The 15,328-nt window shown below is 65.7% G+C and carries 16 protein-coding genes; 6 read left to right on the top strand and 10 right to left on the bottom strand.

What is annotated here, in order from left to right; translation table 11 throughout:
• Positions 1 to 146: 146 nt before the first annotated feature.
• Both htpX and ACFWO3_RS00685 read right to left on the bottom strand, forming a co-directional pair.
• Positions 147 to 1,004, bottom strand: a complete 858-nt coding sequence (htpX, locus tag ACFWO3_RS00690; RefSeq protein ID WP_378572673.1) for a zinc metalloprotease HtpX — start codon at positions 1,002 to 1,004, stop codon at positions 147 to 149.
• Positions 1,005 to 1,072: 68 nt separating this feature from the next.
• Positions 1,073 to 2,128, bottom strand: coding sequence for a polyprenyl synthetase family protein (locus ACFWO3_RS00685; protein WP_378572671.1), 1,056 nt, complete (start codon positions 2,126 to 2,128; stop codon positions 1,073 to 1,075).
• A 107-nt stretch (positions 2,129 to 2,235) separates the two neighbouring features.
• On the opposite strand from ACFWO3_RS00685, the gene ACFWO3_RS00680 reads away from it, so the two are divergent.
• Complete coding sequence (locus tag ACFWO3_RS00680; protein ID WP_378572669.1) at positions 2,236 to 3,498, top strand: geranylgeranyl reductase family protein; 1,263 nt, start codon at positions 2,236 to 2,238, stop codon at positions 3,496 to 3,498.
• A gap of 4 nt (positions 3,499 to 3,502) precedes the next feature.
• Here the strand turns inward: ACFWO3_RS00680 and ACFWO3_RS00675 are convergent, their stop codons facing one another.
• Genes ACFWO3_RS00675 through menD form a run of 4 tightly spaced genes read right to left on the bottom strand, consistent with a single transcriptional unit; the run spans position 3,503 to position 7,489 of the window.
• Complete coding sequence (locus tag ACFWO3_RS00675) at positions 3,503 to 4,201, bottom strand: demethylmenaquinone methyltransferase (RefSeq protein WP_378572667.1); 699 nt, start codon at positions 4,199 to 4,201, stop codon at positions 3,503 to 3,505.
• A 39-nt stretch (positions 4,202 to 4,240) separates the two neighbouring features.
• Positions 4,241 to 5,386 carry a glycosyltransferase family 4 protein gene (locus ACFWO3_RS00670; RefSeq protein ID WP_378572665.1) on the bottom strand — a complete coding sequence of 382 codons (1,146 nt, stop codon included), beginning with the start codon at positions 5,384 to 5,386 and terminating at the stop codon, positions 4,241 to 4,243.
• A 46-nt stretch (positions 5,387 to 5,432) separates the two neighbouring features.
• A complete protein-coding gene (locus tag ACFWO3_RS00665; protein ID WP_378572664.1) occupies positions 5,433 to 5,879 on the bottom strand; it encodes a DUF3592 domain-containing protein in 447 nt (148 codons plus the stop codon).
• Positions 5,876 to 7,489, bottom strand: a complete 1,614-nt coding sequence (menD, locus tag ACFWO3_RS00660) for a 2-succinyl-5-enolpyruvyl-6-hydroxy-3-cyclohexene-1-carboxylic-acid synthase (RefSeq protein ID WP_378572663.1) — start codon at positions 7,487 to 7,489, stop codon at positions 5,876 to 5,878. Before menD ends, ACFWO3_RS00665 begins: the two co-directional genes overlap by 4 nt.
• Before the next feature lie 87 nt (positions 7,490 to 7,576).
• Between menD and ACFWO3_RS00655 the strand changes: the two genes are divergently transcribed.
• Positions 7,577 to 8,170: a flavin reductase family protein gene (locus ACFWO3_RS00655; RefSeq protein WP_378572662.1), complete on the top strand. Its 594-nt coding sequence runs from the start codon at positions 7,577 to 7,579 to the stop codon at positions 8,168 to 8,170.
• Between the two features lie 54 nt (positions 8,171 to 8,224).
• Positions 8,225 to 9,046: a siderophore-interacting protein gene (locus ACFWO3_RS00650; protein ID WP_378572661.1), complete on the top strand. Its 822-nt coding sequence runs from the start codon at positions 8,225 to 8,227 to the stop codon at positions 9,044 to 9,046.
• A 67-nt stretch (positions 9,047 to 9,113) separates the two neighbouring features.
• Here the strand turns inward: ACFWO3_RS00650 and ACFWO3_RS00645 are convergent, their stop codons facing one another.
• The 3 genes from ACFWO3_RS00645 to ACFWO3_RS00635 are packed head-to-tail and all read right to left on the bottom strand — an operon-like array spanning position 9,114 to position 11,257.
• Positions 9,114 to 9,560: a DUF6918 family protein gene (locus ACFWO3_RS00645; RefSeq protein ID WP_378572659.1), complete on the bottom strand. Its 447-nt coding sequence runs from the start codon at positions 9,558 to 9,560 to the stop codon at positions 9,114 to 9,116.
• A gap of 45 nt (positions 9,561 to 9,605) precedes the next feature.
• Positions 9,606 to 10,604: an o-succinylbenzoate synthase gene (locus tag ACFWO3_RS00640; RefSeq protein ID WP_378572655.1), complete on the bottom strand. Its 999-nt coding sequence runs from the start codon at positions 10,602 to 10,604 to the stop codon at positions 9,606 to 9,608.
• Complete coding sequence (locus ACFWO3_RS00635) at positions 10,601 to 11,257, bottom strand: PaaI family thioesterase (protein WP_378572653.1); 657 nt, start codon at positions 11,255 to 11,257, stop codon at positions 10,601 to 10,603. Before ACFWO3_RS00635 ends, ACFWO3_RS00640 begins: the two co-directional genes overlap by 4 nt.
• 78 nt (positions 11,258 to 11,335) lie before the next feature.
• Between ACFWO3_RS00635 and ACFWO3_RS00630 the strand changes: the two genes are divergently transcribed.
• The 3 genes from ACFWO3_RS00630 to ACFWO3_RS00620 all read left to right on the top strand — a co-directional run bounded on the left by ACFWO3_RS00630 (position 11,336) and on the right by ACFWO3_RS00620 (position 13,923).
• Positions 11,336 to 12,229 carry a 1,4-dihydroxy-2-naphthoyl-CoA synthase gene (locus tag ACFWO3_RS00630; RefSeq protein ID WP_378572651.1) on the top strand — a complete coding sequence of 298 codons (894 nt, stop codon included), beginning with the start codon at positions 11,336 to 11,338 and terminating at the stop codon, positions 12,227 to 12,229.
• Positions 12,230 to 12,301: 72 nt separating this feature from the next.
• Positions 12,302 to 12,709, top strand: a complete 408-nt coding sequence (locus ACFWO3_RS00625) for a YciI family protein (protein ID WP_378572649.1) — start codon at positions 12,302 to 12,304, stop codon at positions 12,707 to 12,709.
• Complete coding sequence (locus ACFWO3_RS00620; RefSeq protein ID WP_378572647.1) at positions 12,706 to 13,923, top strand: RNA polymerase sigma factor; 1,218 nt, start codon at positions 12,706 to 12,708, stop codon at positions 13,921 to 13,923. Before ACFWO3_RS00625 ends, ACFWO3_RS00620 begins: the two co-directional genes overlap by 4 nt.
• On the opposite strand, the gene mqo is transcribed toward ACFWO3_RS00620, so the two are convergent.
• Positions 13,883 to 15,307 (bottom strand): malate dehydrogenase (quinone), encoded by a 1,425-nt coding sequence (gene mqo / locus ACFWO3_RS00615; RefSeq protein ID WP_378572645.1) that lies wholly within the window; start codon positions 15,305 to 15,307, stop codon positions 13,883 to 13,885. The genes ACFWO3_RS00620 and mqo overlap by 41 nt on opposite strands.
• Positions 15,308 to 15,328: the final 21 nt, after the last annotated feature.

The raw sequence follows: 15,328 nt of genomic DNA, 5'->3' as shown, positions 1-15,328 counted from the left end.
GCCCACCGCCAGGCGGTATAGTCGCTACTCGCGGTCTCGGATTTCGGCATCCCCCTCAGGTTCTTCAACTACTGCCAACCCCAGAGGGCGTGGGTGTGGCCCCCGCCCCCCGCCCCCCCCCCACCACTCACAGGCGGCGGAGCCGCCTACTGGCCGGCCATCCGCTCCAGACGTTCGATCCGCTCTTTCATGGGCGGGTGCGTCGAGAACAGCTTGCTCATTTTCTCGCCGGCCCGGAACGGGTTGGCGATCATCAGATGCGACTGCGCCGTGAGCTGCGGCTCCGGCGGTAGCGGCGCAGCTTGCGTACCCTGCTCCAGCTTGCGCAGCGCCGACGCCAACGCCAACGGATCACCGGTGAGTTCCGCCCCCGACTGGTCTGCCTGATACTCACGAGACCTGGACACGGCCATCTTCACGATGCCGGCCGCAATCGGGCCGAGAAGTGACACCAGCAGCAGTGCTATCGGGTTGGTGCCCTGCCCGCGCCCACCGAACATGTTCGCGAACATCGCGAAGTTCGCGAGTCCCGAAACCACGGCAGCCATCGCACCTGCCACGGACGAGATCAGAATGTCGCGGTTGTAGACGTGGGACAGTTCGTGGCCGAGGACCGCCCGCAGCTCACGTTCGTTCAAGATCTCGAGAATCCCGCTCGTGCAGCACACCGCTGCGTGTCTCGGATTGCGTCCGGTGGCGAACGCATTGGGCGCCGCGGTCGGGCTTATGTAGAGCCGAGGCATCGGCTGATGCGCGGTGGTGGCCAGTTCACGCACGATGCGATAGATGACAGGCGCCTGAACCTCGGTGATCGGTTGGGCGTGCATGGCCTTGAGTGCCATCTTGTCGCTGTTGAAGTATGCGTAGGCGTTCATGCCCACTGCGAAGACGATGGCCAACAGAAGAATCGTCGTGTTCCGAAACAACGCTCCGATGAAGACGATGAGCGCCGACATCCCGACCAACAGGACCAGCGTCTTCGCCCCGTTTGCGTATCCGCGCACGTGCTGCCCTTCCTACTCGTCCCCCATTTGTCGAACGAAGCACCGAGGTGAAAGGTTTCCCGGACGAGTCAGCCGACCCGCGCGATCGTGTAATCGACCAGCTTCGACAGAGCATCGTTGGCCGGCCCGGCGGGCAATTCGGCCAGCTCCGCACGTGCCCGGTCGGCGTACTCGCCGAGCTTTGCCTTGGCGTCGATCATGCCCTGCGAGCGTTCCAGGAGCGCCAATGCCTCTTCGACGTCGGCATCTTCGGTGACCGGGCCGTCGAGGAGTTCGCGCAGTCGATCCGCGTCGGCTCCCTCCTCGCGGAAGGCGTACAGAACGGGGAGGGTGTGCACTCCCTCACGGAGGTCGGTGCCGGGAGTCTTGCCGGACTGGGCCGCCACCGACGAGATGTCGATGATGTCGTCGGAGATCTGGAATGCGGTACCGACGGAGTCGCCCAGGCGCTCGAGTCGCTCGATATGGTCTGTATCGGCTCCCGAGAAGGTGCCGCCGAATCGGCCGCACGCCGCGATGAGCGAACCGGTCTTCTCCCACACAACACGCAAGTAGTGCTCGACCGGGTCCTGTTCCTGCTTGACACCGATGGTTTCACGCATCTGTCCGGTGACCAGCTCGGCGAACGTCTCCGCGATGATCTTGACGGCTTCCGGGCCGAGCGTCGACACCAGCCGGGACGCGTGCGCGAAGAGGTAGTCACCGGCCAGGATGGCCACGCTGTTGCCCCATCGGGCATTGGCACTGGGCGCCCCACGGCGCATCGAGGCTTCGTCCATGACGTCGTCGTGGTAGAGCGTGGCGAGGTGAACGAGTTCGACGACCGTGGCCGCGGTGATCACGGCAGGATCGTTGGCTTTCGGTCCCAACTGTGCTGTGAGGAGGGTGAACAGCGGGCGGAACCGCTTGCCACCTGCCTTCGCGAGGTGGAGTGCGGCTTCGGTGAGGAAGTCCTCCCCGTCGGACAGCTCTCCGACCAGCAGTTCCTCCACCTGCTTCAGCCCGTCACGGACCACCGAGGCGAGCTGCGAATCACCCAGTTCGATCCCGGCAACAACGGTATCTGCGCTCACGCCACCAGCAGCGCGTGCGGTGCCCTCAGTGCTCACGGTCTCAGTACCCATTCCTGTCGTCAGTGACGGCTCGGTTCATACCGTAGTGAACCTAGCCGCTCACCCGGCGCTCGACCCAGCGGACGACACGTCTCGCGCCGCCCTGACAGGATGTGCATGTGGCCGCAGATGATCAGTCATTCACCGAACAGTCGTTGCCCGAGTCGACCGATGTACTCGTGATCGGCGCCGGACCTGCGGGTTCGTCGGCCGCAGCCTGGGCCGCCCGATCCGGACTCACGACGGTCCTCGCCGATTCGGCCACGTTCCCCCGAGACAAGACGTGTGGTGACGGACTCACCCCGCGCGCAGTGGCAGAACTGGATCGACTCGGTCTCGGTGACTGGGTTCGTTCCAAGGCGGCCAATCGTGGGTTGCGTCTGAGCGGGTTCGGGCAGGAACTGGAATTGGAATGGCCTGGTGGTTCCTTGCCTGCGGTCGGCAGTGCGGTTCCACGGTCCGAGCTCGACGATCGCATCAGGGCCACGGCGGTGGAGTCCGGCGCGGTCATGGCGCAGAACTCGAAAGCCGTCGACGTCGAACGAAACGGGGATCGGGTCTCGGCCGTGCGTTTGCGGACTGCGGACGGCGACAGGACAGTTCGGTGTCGAACACTGATCGTCGCCGACGGTGTGCGCTCCACTCTCGGAAAGAAGCTCGGCCGCGAGTGGCACCGGGACACCGCTTACGGAGTCGCCGCCCGCGCCTACGTCGCAACGCCGCGTAGCGACGACCCCTGGATCACGTCCCACCTGGAACTCCGCGACTCGAACGGCACACTTCAGGCTGGTTACGGGTGGATTTTTCCGCTCGGCACGGGTGATGTGAACATCGGTGTCGGCACACTCGCGACCTCGAAACGGCCGGCCCCTGGCGCCCTCCGTCCCCTCCTGGACCTGTATCGCACGCAGCGTCAGGCCGATTGGTTGTGGGAGTCGGAGTTGCGGGACGTGGCGTCCGCCCTCCTGCCGATGGGCGGAGCGGTGTCCAACGTCGCCGGACCCAACTGGGCCGTGATCGGTGATGCGGCGGCGTGCGTGAATCCGCTCAACGGTGAGGGTATCGACTACGGGCTCGAAGGCGGCCGCCTGGTGGCCGACCTGCTGGACGAGGACGATCTGACGCTGGTGTGGCCGACCGTTCTACGGGACCATTACGGTCGCGCGTTCTCGATTGCGCGCCGTCTCGCCGGACTGCTCACGGTGCCGCGGGTACTTCCGGTGTCCGGGCCGGTGGCGATGCGGTCACGTGCACTGATGACGATCGCGGTTCGCGTGATGGGAAATCTGGTCACCGAGGAGGATGCCGACCTCACCGCGCGTATTTGGCGAGGGTCTGGGGCGGCGTCGCGCAAGGCAGATTCTCGGCCCCTCTTCGGCTGAAGACTCAGCGCGTGGCGCGGTGGAGCGCGACGATCCCTCCGGTGAGGTTTCGCCACTGCACGTTCTTCCAGCCGGCGGCCTCGATGCGTTTCGCCAACTGTTCCTGTGTCGGCCAGGCGCGGATCGACTCGGCGAGGTAGACGTAGGCGTCCGGGTTGCTGCTCACCGCGCGTGCGACCCGCGGCAGTGCCTTCATCAGGTACTCCATGTACACGGTGCGGAAGGGCCCGAACACGGGTGTCGAGAACTCGCTGACGACGAGGCGCCCGCCCGGCCGGGTGACGCGAGCGATCTCGCGGAGCCCCGCATCGAAGTCCGAAACGTTGCGGAGCCCGAAGGAGATGGTGGCGGCGTCGAACACCCCGTCCGCGTAGGGAAGATGCATCGCGTCCCCCGCAACCTTCGGGACGTCCCGCTCGGCCCCGGCTTCGAGCATTCCCTTGGAGAAATCGGTGGCCACACACCAGGCACCGGACCGGCCGAGTTCCACCGTCGACACACCGGTTCCGGCAGCCAGATCGAGCACCCGCTCCCCTGGTTTCAACCCGAGCGCCGAGCGAGTCGCCTTTCGCCAACCGCGGTCTTGTCCGAAAGACAGGACGACGTTGGTGAGGTCGTATCGCTTGGCGACACCGTCGAACATGGACGCGACCTCGCGCGGATCCTTTTCGAGAGAGGCGCGTGAACCGTGTGTAGTTGCCACGACCGAAACGCTACCAACCGACGACAAGGGACGAGATGTTCAGGCCGCCCGACCCTCTTCGGCGGCGGACCTTCCCGTGACGTCGACGTAGTGCTGCACCAGTTCGTCGCACAGAGCCGGCCAGGTGCGGTGCAGAACCGACTGCCTGGCGGCCTCACCGAAGCGGGCGCGCATCCACCTGTCGTCGAGTGCTTGGACGGCGCTCGGCAGAAGTTCGCCGAAGCGGTCCACCGGCAAGAGGTACCCGTTGCGGCAGTGCGACACGAGATCGCGAGGTCCGCCGGCGTCGGGGGCGATCACCGGTACGCCGCTCGAGAGCGCTTCCTGGACGGCCTGGCAGAACGTCTCGTGCTCACCCGGGTGTACGAACACGTCGAGGCTCGCATAGGCCTCGGCGAGCTGGGTGCCGCCGAGTTGACCGGTGAAGACGGCGTCCGGCATGGCCGCCTGCAGCGCCGCCCGGTCCGGTCCGTCCCCGACGATCACCAGTTGGATTCGCGGATCCGACGCCACCGCGGCAAGACGTTCGACGTGCTTTTCCGGTGCGAGTCTGCCGACGAAACCAACGACCAGTTTGTCCTCGCCGCGCAACCAGCTCTGCCGAAGCGCCTCGTTGCTGCGCGAAGGCGCGAAGCGAGTGGCCTCCACTCCCCGACCCCACCTGTGCACGCGTGGGATGCCGTGGGTGGCCAGCGCATCGACCGCCGATGTGGAGGGTGCGAGGGTTCGGGTGCAGCCCTTGTGAAGTCTGCGGGTCCACGCCCACGCCGCACGGGTCGTGACGCCGAGCCCGTAGCTTTCGGCGAAACCGGCCACGTCGGTCTGGTAGACGGCCACCGTCGGCACACCAAGCCGATGAGCGGCACCCAGCCCGCCGGCGCCGAGCAAGAAGGGTGACGCCAGGTGCACCACGTCGGGATCGAAGGCGCGCAACTGTGCAGTGAGGCCCGGCTGGGGCAGGCCGACCGGTAGCGAACTCACCTTGGGCACCATGATCGCCGGCACGCGGTGTACCGGTACGCCCTCGTGCTCACCCGGTGCGGCGGGAAGCCCACTCACCGTGTCCGGGGCCACGATCATGGCCTCGTGTCCGGTTCGGCCCAAGTGTTCGAGAACTCGGAGCACCGAATTGGTAACCCCGTTCATGTTCGGAAGGAACGATTCCGCGACGATGGCTACTCTCACGTGTCTCAGCGTGACAGCCACCAGGATCGAGGCAGCGATAACACCGTTACGACGAGGCGAAGTTCCGGGAAACTCCGGGTTCGTTCGCCCAGCGACGGCGCAAATACCAGATCACCGGCCCCGCGATCAGCCACGTCACGACGATCACCGACAGGGCGGGCACGATCGCCACACTCGCGTCCCTTCCTGCCACGCGCACCAGGTCCGGGTCGCTTCGTGCGTACTGGACGTCGATGAGCTGGCCCACCGTGAGCCGGGTGGGGTAGAGAACCCCGAGCTCCGGGTTGTGTGTGACACCGTCGGGTGTGACGAACGAGATCGCGGACCGCAACGAACCTGCAGACAGAACTTCGCCCGTGGCCGTCCCCATGTCGGATTCGATGGTGTGGTCGTTGCGCCAGGCAGCCACCACCAGCAGCACGGACAGCACCGAGATCACGATCGCGGCTATCGCGACGCCGCGAATCACACGCCTGGTCACCCGGGCGTTCACAGCTGAGCTCGTACGGCTGCGTGCAGTTCGCGCAGACCGGCTCGTTCCGTCGTCACCTCGAGAACCCTGATGCCTTCCGCCGACGTGGTCAACTTCTCGGCGAGGCCCGCCAGATCTACCGCCTGGTGCTCGATTCTGTATGCCGCACACAACGCGGCCAGGTCCATGCCGTGCGGGGTGCCGAACACCCGCTCGAAGACTCCCGCGTACTGCGGGTCCCCCTGCTCGAGCAGTTCGAAGATTCCGCCGCCGTCGTCGTTCGCGACGACGATGATCAGGTCACGGGGACGCGGTTCACCGGTTCCGATGAGCAATCCCGACGCATCGTGCAGGAAGGTGAGGTCGCCCAGCAGTGCCACCGTGCGCCCCTCCTCGTACGCCATGGCCGCGCCGACCGCAGCGGACACCGTGCCGTCGATACCCGCGACACCACGATTGGACAACACTCGAATGTCAGGCGAAGGGTAGCTGACGAGCGCCGCATCGCGCACCGGGTTGGAGGCGCCGAGAAGCAGCTGATCCCCGGGTGCGAGCGAATCCATGACGACTGCGGCAACGTGCAGCCCGGTCGCGGCCGGGTGCGCGGCCAACTGACCACGAACCGCCTTGTCCGCATGCTCGGACAGGGTGCGGCACCTGGCGATCCACGCCGGATCCGGTTCGCCGGTGACGATCGCTCGTGTACCGGTGGCGAGAACGTTCCCGGACACATCGGGCCAGCGCGGGCCCGTGGTGAGCGCGTACACGTCGACCGAGGGGTCTGCGAGCAGCTTCGACACCGGACGGTGCAACGTGGGCCGACCGGTGATGATCGCCTGACGAGGCTTCAACTGGGGGAGAGCGAGCGGGTGCAGCGGAATGCCGTGCAGCGGGGCAGTCGGCTCGGCCACCGTCGGCAGCCCCGCCAGCTCGGGGCGCAACGCGGCGCCGTGCCCGGACACCACGACGGTCTCCGGTGTGATGTCGAGGTCGACCGGAACGTCGAGGGTGGCGTGCTGGGTCGTCGTCCACGCGGCGCCGTCGCTGCGGCCCTGCGGAACCGGGCCCTGGGCGTGCACGTCCGGAACCAACGGCTCACGCAACGGGATATCGAAATGCACGGGGCCCGCGTTGCCGGACCGAGTTCCGCGCGCAGCCGCCAGCACCCGGCACACCGCCGAACGCCACTGACTGTTCTGTCCGGCATCGTCCTCGGCGAGGCCGAGGCTGATGGTGGCCCGCACCTGACTCCCGAACAGCCCGAGCTGCTCGACCGTCTGATTGGCGCCCGTGCCCAACATCTCGTAGGGCCGATTCGCACTGAGCACGACGAGAGGCTGACGCGCGTAGTTGGCCTCGAGAACTGCGGGACCCAGGTTGGCGACGGCCGTACCCGAAGTCATCACCACCGGAACGGGCCTGCGACCTGCGATGGCGAGCCCGAGGGCGAGAAAGCCCGCGGTTCGCTCGTCGATGCGCATGTGCAGCCGGAGCCGCTCCGCGCGGTCCGCCTCCTCGAGCGCGAAAGCGAGCGGCGCATTGCGGGAACCCGGGCACAGCACCACATCGCGAACCCCGCCACGGACGAGTTCGTCGACGACTGCTGTTGCCTGCGCGGTGGACGGATTCACGCCTTCAAGACTGTCAGATCGCGAATGGACTTCGTCGAGCGACCTGGTCACGGCGCGTGCCTGCGCGACCGCTGGCAACATGGACCCATGCGCACCCTCTTCGATCCGACCGAACTACCCCCGGACCGCATGTACCAGGTGCTCACCTCGTGCGTGGTTCCCCGTCCCATCGCCTGGGTATCGACGTCGGCGCAGGACGGTGTCGCGAACCTGGCGCCGTACAGCTTCTTCTCGGTGTCGAGCGCACACCCGCCGGTCGTGCAGTTCACGTCGGTCACCCGCAAGGACAGTCTCCGCAACATCGAGGCCACCGGCGAGTTCGTGATCAACGTGGCCACGGAATCCCTGATGTCGGTCGTGAATGCCAGTTCTGCCACGTACGACCACACAGTCGACGAGTTCGCCGAACTCGGGGTGGCGACCGAGCCGAGCGAGCGCGTCCGCCCGCCTCGTGTCGCGGACTCGCCTGTGTCCATCGAGTGCACTCTCGAACGGGTGGTTCCCGTGGGCAACTCGTTCGTCGTCATGGGCAACGTGGTGGCGGTGTCCGTGCGCGGTGAGTCGATCGCCGACGACGGGCTTCCCGACTTCGCGGCACTCGCACCACTGAGCCGCCTGGGCCGCAATGAATGGGGCCTTCCCCCGCGAACGGTGCAATTGGATCGACCGACACACCCATGACCCCGAACGTGGTTAGGCTTACCTGACAATATCCACTCGATCACGGGGAGCCACGTGAGCAAGTACGTCAAGCCGGAAAGTCGTCAGGTCGCATCGGCGCGGGTTGTCGCTTCGAAGCGAATCAGCCCCAATTTCATCCGCGTCACCATCGCCGGGGAGGAACTCGACTCGGTGACGCCGATGGGATTCGACCAATGGTTCAGAATGTTCTTCCCCCGGCCGGACCAGGATTCGCTGCGCCTGCCGACGAGCGCGAGCACCTTCTGGTTCGCACAGTGGAAACTCATGTCCAAGGAGACTCGGCCGGACGTGCGCAACTACACGATCCGCAACATTCGGCCCGCCGGCACCGGACAGCACGGCGAGACCACCGAAATCGACATCGACTTCGCTGCGCACGGCGATCTCGGCCCGGCATCGGCGTGGGCCGGCCGGGCAGCCGACGGCGACGAGGTCGCCATTCTCGACGAAGGGCTCGTCTACAACCCGGCCCCCGACGCGGACTGGCAGCTACTCGTCGGTGAGGAGAGTGCACTCCCCGCGATCGTCGGAATCTTGAACTCCGCACCCGCCGACCTTCGCGCCGAAGTCTTCATCGAGATTCCCCATGCCGATGACGCACAGGACATTTCGGAGCTCGGCGACAACGTGAACATCCACTGGCTCGTCCGCGAGGATCCCGATGCACGACCCGGGACGCTTGCCCTCGAGACGGTGAAGCAGGCCGAACTGCCGTCGGGCACCTGCTACGCGTTCGTCGCGGGCGAAAGCGCTCTGGCCACCGGACTGCGACGACACCTCGTCAGCGAACGAAACGTCCCCAAGTCGCACATCGCCTTCACCGGATACTGGAGATTCGGGCGAGCATCCGCCTGACCCACACGCAACGAGTGAGGGGCGCCGACGGCATTTCGTCGGCGCCCCTCACTCACTCGAGTTCTGCTCAGGCGGCGTACTTCTGCACCAGATCACCCAGTCGCGGCAGTGCCTCGATCACGTGCTTCTGCGCGGACGAACGCAGCGACGAGTAGACCTTCTTCACTGCGCCGCGATCGCTGTTCTCGATTCGCGAGTCGGTGACGCCGAGAAGAGAGTTCGACACGTCCTCGTCACGAGCCACGAGGTACTCGGAGAACGAGGCTCCGCCGGTGGCGGAGAAGTCCTGCCAGTACGGTTCGAGCTTCTCCACGAACTCGGGAAGAAGGCCTTCGATGGCGTCCGGAACGATGGACGGACCGACCTTCTTGACGGCAGCGTAGCCACCCTTGAGTGCCAGGCCGGAAGCTCCCGACTTGTCCGAAACCTCCGCGTCGATCAGAGCGTTGACGTCCGAGACGACCTCGGGAACGCGTGACTCGTCGAGCAGGGATTCTTTCAGAGCTGCAACCACTTTCAATGCCTCCGTTTGGCCGATCGATCAGTTCCGCGGAGGACACTATACGAAAAGTGAACTACTTCCAGATTCGAGCCGTTCATGGCATCGGCGCATGCGCTCCATCCACCAGGACACACGATCCGACCTCGCCGACAGGCGAGCGAGTCGATCGCCGTCCGGCTCGACAGCGGTGACTGGAAATTCGCCATCGACGGTCACATGTGCCGCGGCCACATCTTCTACGAACAGACCTCCCGTGCCCAAACCACAGGCCATTTCGAGATCGGGAACCGCAGCTGCCGCCGCCAACCCGGCCGAAATGCCCACTGCCGTATCCAATGCACTCGACACGACGACGGGAACACCGGACTCGGCCAACGTCTCGGACAGACCGACCAGCGCACGCATCCCGCCCAACGGCGCAACCTTCACCACGGCGACATCGGCACCGCCCGCACGCACGACCTTCATGGGATCTTCTGCCCGCCTGATGCTTTCGTCGGCGGCGATGCGAACACCGGGTAGGCGACGGCGCACTTCGACCAGTTCTTCCACTGTTGCGCAGGGCTGTTCGGCGTACTCGAGCGGACCGTCCGCAGTGAGGGCGGACAGCATGTCGACCGCCTCGTTCACCGTCCACCCACCGTTTGCATCGACGCGCACGTTCGGAATCAGCGCACGAACCGCGCGAACCCGTTCGATGTCCTCGCGCGGATCACGTCCTCGCTCGGCCACTTTCACTTTTGCCGTGGTCGCACCGTCGAAGCGAGCGAGCACCTCCGGCACCTGCGCCGGATCGACGGCCGGAACGGTTGCGTTGATGGGAACCATGTCCCGGCGGGGCGTGGGCGGTCCGGCCCACGCCGCTTCGATTCCCGCCGCGAGCCAGTTCGCGGCCTCGTCGTCCTCGTACTCGACGAAAGGGGCGAACTCGCCCCATCCGGCCGGTCCACGCAAGAGGACGGCTTCCCTTGTGGTGACTCCACGAAACCGCACCCGCATCGGAATACTCACCACGACTGCGCCCGCGGCGATTTCGTCGTAGGCGGGAAGTCTCACTGTTGTCCGGGAAGTAGCTGCAGCATCAACGCTTCACAGTCCGCTAGCAGCTTGTCACCCTGCAGCAGTCGCGCCGTCACGTAAGTCTTGCGACCCTCGACACGGTCGACACTGCCCTCCACGACGAGTTCGGTGTCGAGTGGAGTCACCGCACGGTAGTTGACATGTAGATACGCGGTACGGCTGATCGGGCGACCGTACGCGTGCACGATCATGCCCATCAGGTCGTCGAACAGCAGCGGCAGCGTTCCGCCATGAGCTGCCCCGTTGCCGCCGAGGTGATACCGCCTGAACACACCTCGACTCTGCACCCCGTCCGGTCCGAACTTCTCGACGGTCCACGGGAGCATCAGCAGGCTGCCACGCCCCGGAAGGTCGATCGCACGACCCGACGGCGACTGCCCCTCGGGAACGACGTGGGGCTTCAGGAGCGCAGCCATCTCCTCCGCTCGGTCCGCGACCTCGACCAGTACGTCACGCGGCGGATCGGTCGAGACCGCAAGGTCCTGCAACGTCCGCATCGCCTCGACGAACCTCTGCCAGTCCGGCCCCGGTTCGGCAACTTCGTACTTGGGGAACCCGCCGTGGTGTTCGTAGTCCGAATCGCCCTGCCCGTTGCTCCGGTCCACAGCGCCGACTGTGTGCTCGCTCATACCTGCACTAAACCACGACAGTTCTGCAGCGCGTGCGACCTAGCTCGCAAATCGGGGCGAGAGCCTATTGTCGAAGCCGTGACTTTCAATGCACAGCTCTGGCGCCCAGTACCCGGTTTCGAGAATCTCACCGACATCACCTACCACCGGCACGTGACCGAAGGCATCGTCCGTATCGCCTTCGATCGGCCCGAGATTCGCAACGCCTTCCGGCCGCACACGGTGGACGAACTGTACGAAGTTCTCGACCACGCACGAATGACGTCGGATGTCGGCGCGGTACTGCTCACGGGCAACGGTCCCAGCCCCAAGGACGGCGGGTGGGCTTTCTGCTCCGGAGGCGACCAACGAATTCGTGGACGCAGCGGCTACCAGTACGCCGACGGCGAGACTGCGGACACCGTCGACCGCGCCCGGGCGGGACGCCTTCACATCCTCGAGGTTCAGCGTCTCATTCGGTTCATGCCGAAGGTGGTCATCTGTCTCGTCAACGGCTGGGCGGCAGGCGGCGGGCACAGCCTCCACGTGGTCTGCGACCTGACTCTGGCCAGTCGCGAACACGCCCGGTTCAAGCAGACCGACGCCGACGTGGGTAGCTTCGACGGCGGATACGGCAGCGCGTATCTCGCCAAGATGGTCGGGCAGAAGTTCGCCCGCGAGATCTTCTTCCTCGGTGACACGTACACCGCAGAAGAGATGCACCAGATGGGCGCTGTGAACAAGGTCGTCGACCACGCCGAACTCGAAGACGTGGCGATCGAATGGGGTACCAAGATCAACGGGAAGTCGCCCCAGGCACAGCGAATGCTCAAGTACGCGTTCAACCTGCAGGACGACGGCCTCACCGGCCAGCAGTTGTTCGCAGGCGAGGCCACCCGGATGGCCTACATGACGGACGAGGCCGTCGAGGGACGCGACTCGTTCCTCGAAAAGCGTGATCCCGATTGGAAGCCCTACCCCTGGTACTTCTGAGCGGCTGTCGATTCGCGTCTTCCTCGATCGTCATACCGGTGCAGGTGATCAACGACGAACAAGGAGCACACCATGCGATACGCACTACTACTCAACAGCAGGGAGCCGAGCGAGGGGGAGATTCCGGAAGATGCTGTCAGGGCCATGCAGGAGGCTTTCGGCGTCTACGGCCGAGCATTGGAATCGGCGGGCGTTCTCGTCGCGGCGGAAGTTCTCGCGCAGACTCCGGCCACCACGACAGTGACGCTGCGTACGGGTGAACTGCAGGTTCAGGACGGTCCGTTCGCCGATACCAAGGAAGCTCTCGCCGGCATCTTCGTCATCGAGGTGCCCGACTTGGACGCGGCACTCGCCTGGGCCGAACGCTGCCCCGGCGCCCAGTACGGCGTCGTGGAGGTGCGCCCTGCCGCGACGTCGTTCGTCGACGGCGCGTGGACGGTGGCAGACAGTTGCGGCGCAGGCACCCAGCCGAAGAAGTGACCGAAGCGCACGTGCGGGCGGCGCAGGCCGCTCGCACGTCGTACGGCCGTCTGTTGGCCCTTCTCGCCGCACCCTCTCGTGACATTCTCGGCGCGGAGGATGCGCTGTCGGCCGCTTTCGAACAGGCCCTCGTCCGCTGGCCGGTGGACGGTGTACCGAAGAACCCGGACGGATGGCTGCTCACGGTCGCGCGCAATCGTCAACGGGACGAGTGGAAGTCTGCGGCACAGCGTACATCCGTGCCCTTCGATCCGAACATGCACACGCGCATCGGCCTCGACGACATCGACCCGGACGCCGTCGAGGACAGACGACTGCAACTCATGCTGGTGTGCACCCACCCCGCGATCGACCCGACGGTGCACACCCCGCTGATGCTCGACGTGGTGATGGGCTTCGGCGCGAAGGAGATCGCGAGGGTCTTCGCACTGCCGGCGCCGACCTTGGCTGCCCGCCTGGTTCGCGCGAAGAGACGCATCAGGGAAGCCGGTATCTCGTTCGATATTCCGGATCGGTCGGTACTGCCCTCCCGAATCGACGCGGTGCTCGCTGCCGTGTACGGGGCATTCGCGATCGATTGGCACGGCAGCGGAACCGAAGTGCGAGAGAACTTCCTCGACGAGGCGGTGCACCTGGCGCAAACCCTTGCTGCGCTCCTTCCCGGCGACCCGGAGGTGCGAGGTCTCGCCGCACTCGTGAATCTCTCCGCTGCCCGGGTGCCGGCACGGTTCGACGACGACGGCGTGCTGGTACCGCTCCCCGATCAGGATCCGAGGCGGTGGAACGAAGCCCTCATAGCTCGCGGCGAAGCGCACCTGCGGGCGGCGCATTCACGCCGAGTCCTGGGTCGATTCCAGCTCGAAGCGGCAATTCAGGCAGTGCACTGCGCTCGCCGAACGTCGCCGAACGACAGCACCGACTGGCAGGCGCTCGCCGAGTTGCACGAGGCCCTGCAGTCCGTCTTCCCGACCACGGGCGGTGCCGTCGCCCGCGCGGCGGTGATCGCCGAAGTCGACAGCCCCGCTGCGGGTCTCGAGTCCCTGGACGCGATCGAGAACAGTGAACGCTTCCAGCCCGCGTGGGCGACCCGCGCTCGCCTGCTCGAACGACTGGACTGTCCCGTCGAGGCGCGAGTGGCCTACGACAAGGCCGTCTCCCTCACCACCGACACCGCTACACGTGAGTACCTGATTCGCCGTCGAGAGAGGGCATGAGGTTGCGCAGGACCGGGGTCCACTCGGCTCTGCGTTCGGGGAAGCACCGAGCGAGCAGATCGACCATGATCGACGGCGCGGTGGACGCACCCGGTGACGCGCCGAGCAACCCCGCGATGGTGCCGTCCGCGCCCGTCACGAGTTCGGTGCCGAACGTCAGCACACCGACCTCCCTGCGATCGGGTTTCACGACCTGAGCCCGCTGACCGGCCCGGATCAGCTCCCAATCGGCAGGATCGGCATCCGGAACGAAGCGACACAGCTCTGCGAACTTGCGACGCCGAGACGACAGTACTTGGCCGACCAGATATCGGACGAGCGAAGGGTTTCGAGCACCTACTGCCAGGAGAACCGGAACATTACGGGGTCGGATCGTGGTGAACAGGTCGGTGACCCTGCCGTGCTTGAGCAGCTTCGTATCGAACGTGGCATAAGGCCCGAACATGATCGAGGACGCGCCGCTCACGACGCGCTTGTCGAGATGCGGCACGGACATCGGTGGGGCTCCCAATGCGGCCTGGCCGTAGACCTTGGCGTCGTGCTTCCCGACCACGTCGGGGTTGCCGGTCCTGAAGAACTGCGCCCCGAAGGGGAACACCGCGTACCCACGCACCTCGGGTATCCGAGCCTTCTGAAGGAGTTTCAACGCGTACCCACCGGCGCCGACGAACACGAAGCGCGACCGGACGACGAAGGTGGAATCGGTCGACAGATCTCGTCCCCGCACGGTCCAGATGCCGTCGTCTCCGCGGGACAAATCCCTCACTTCGTGACGGGTCCGAACCTGCACCCGGCGCATCGTGCGGACGAGCGCGTGCGTCAGTTCGCCGAAGTCGACGTCCGTGCCCGACTCGGCTCGCGTGGCGGCCATCGGCTCGTGGGATCTTCGGCCGCGCATCAGCAGGGGCGCCCACTCTGCGATCTTCGCAGGGTCCTCCGTGTACTCCATTGGGGCTGTGCGCAGTAAGAGAGTCTCCATGGTTGCAAACCGCTCACGGAGGTAGGTGACGTCGCGGTCACCGAATACCACGCTCATGTGCGGGGTCGTGTTCAGGAAGTCCGATCCGATCTCGGGAGCCATCGAATTCCAGAACTCGCGCGACATCGCGAACTTTCGCCCTGCGTCGGCTGCTCTGGACCCGTCCCGCGAATCGGGCATGTAATTGAGTTCGCACAGTCCTGCATGCCCCGTCCCTGCGTTGTTCCACGGATTGGAGCTTTCCTCGGCAAGTCCGCCGAGTCGTTCGTACACGACGATCGACCACTCCGGCGCCAGCTGGGCGAGCAACGCACCCAGAGTGGCCGACATGATTCCACCGCCGACGAGAACGACGTCGAACGGATCTCCGGCGGCATCGGCCGACAACGATTTCCTACGGAACACGGTGACCCCTTTCGTGGTGTA

This window comes from Rhodococcus sp. NPDC058521 (genome assembly GCF_042719695.1).
GTDB lineage: Bacteria > Actinomycetota > Actinomycetes > Mycobacteriales > Mycobacteriaceae > Rhodococcus_F.
The sequence above is the reverse complement of the archived record's forward strand: the minus strand, read 5'-3'. Positions and strand labels throughout refer to the sequence as shown.

Coding starts and splice junctions, on each gene's coding strand:
- ACFWO3_RS00685 (WP_378572671.1), bottom strand. CDS start 2,128: ATGGGTACTGAGACCGTGAGCACTGAGGGCACCGCACGCGCTGCTGGT.
- ACFWO3_RS00655 (WP_378572662.1), top strand. CDS start 7,577: ATGCGCACCCTCTTCGATCCGACCGAACTACCCCCGGACCGCATGTAC.
- ACFWO3_RS00635 (WP_378572653.1), bottom strand. CDS start 11,257: ATGAGCGAGCACACAGTCGGCGCTGTGGACCGGAGCAACGGGCAGGGC.
- ACFWO3_RS00625 (WP_378572649.1), top strand. CDS start 12,302: ATGCGATACGCACTACTACTCAACAGCAGGGAGCCGAGCGAGGGGGAG.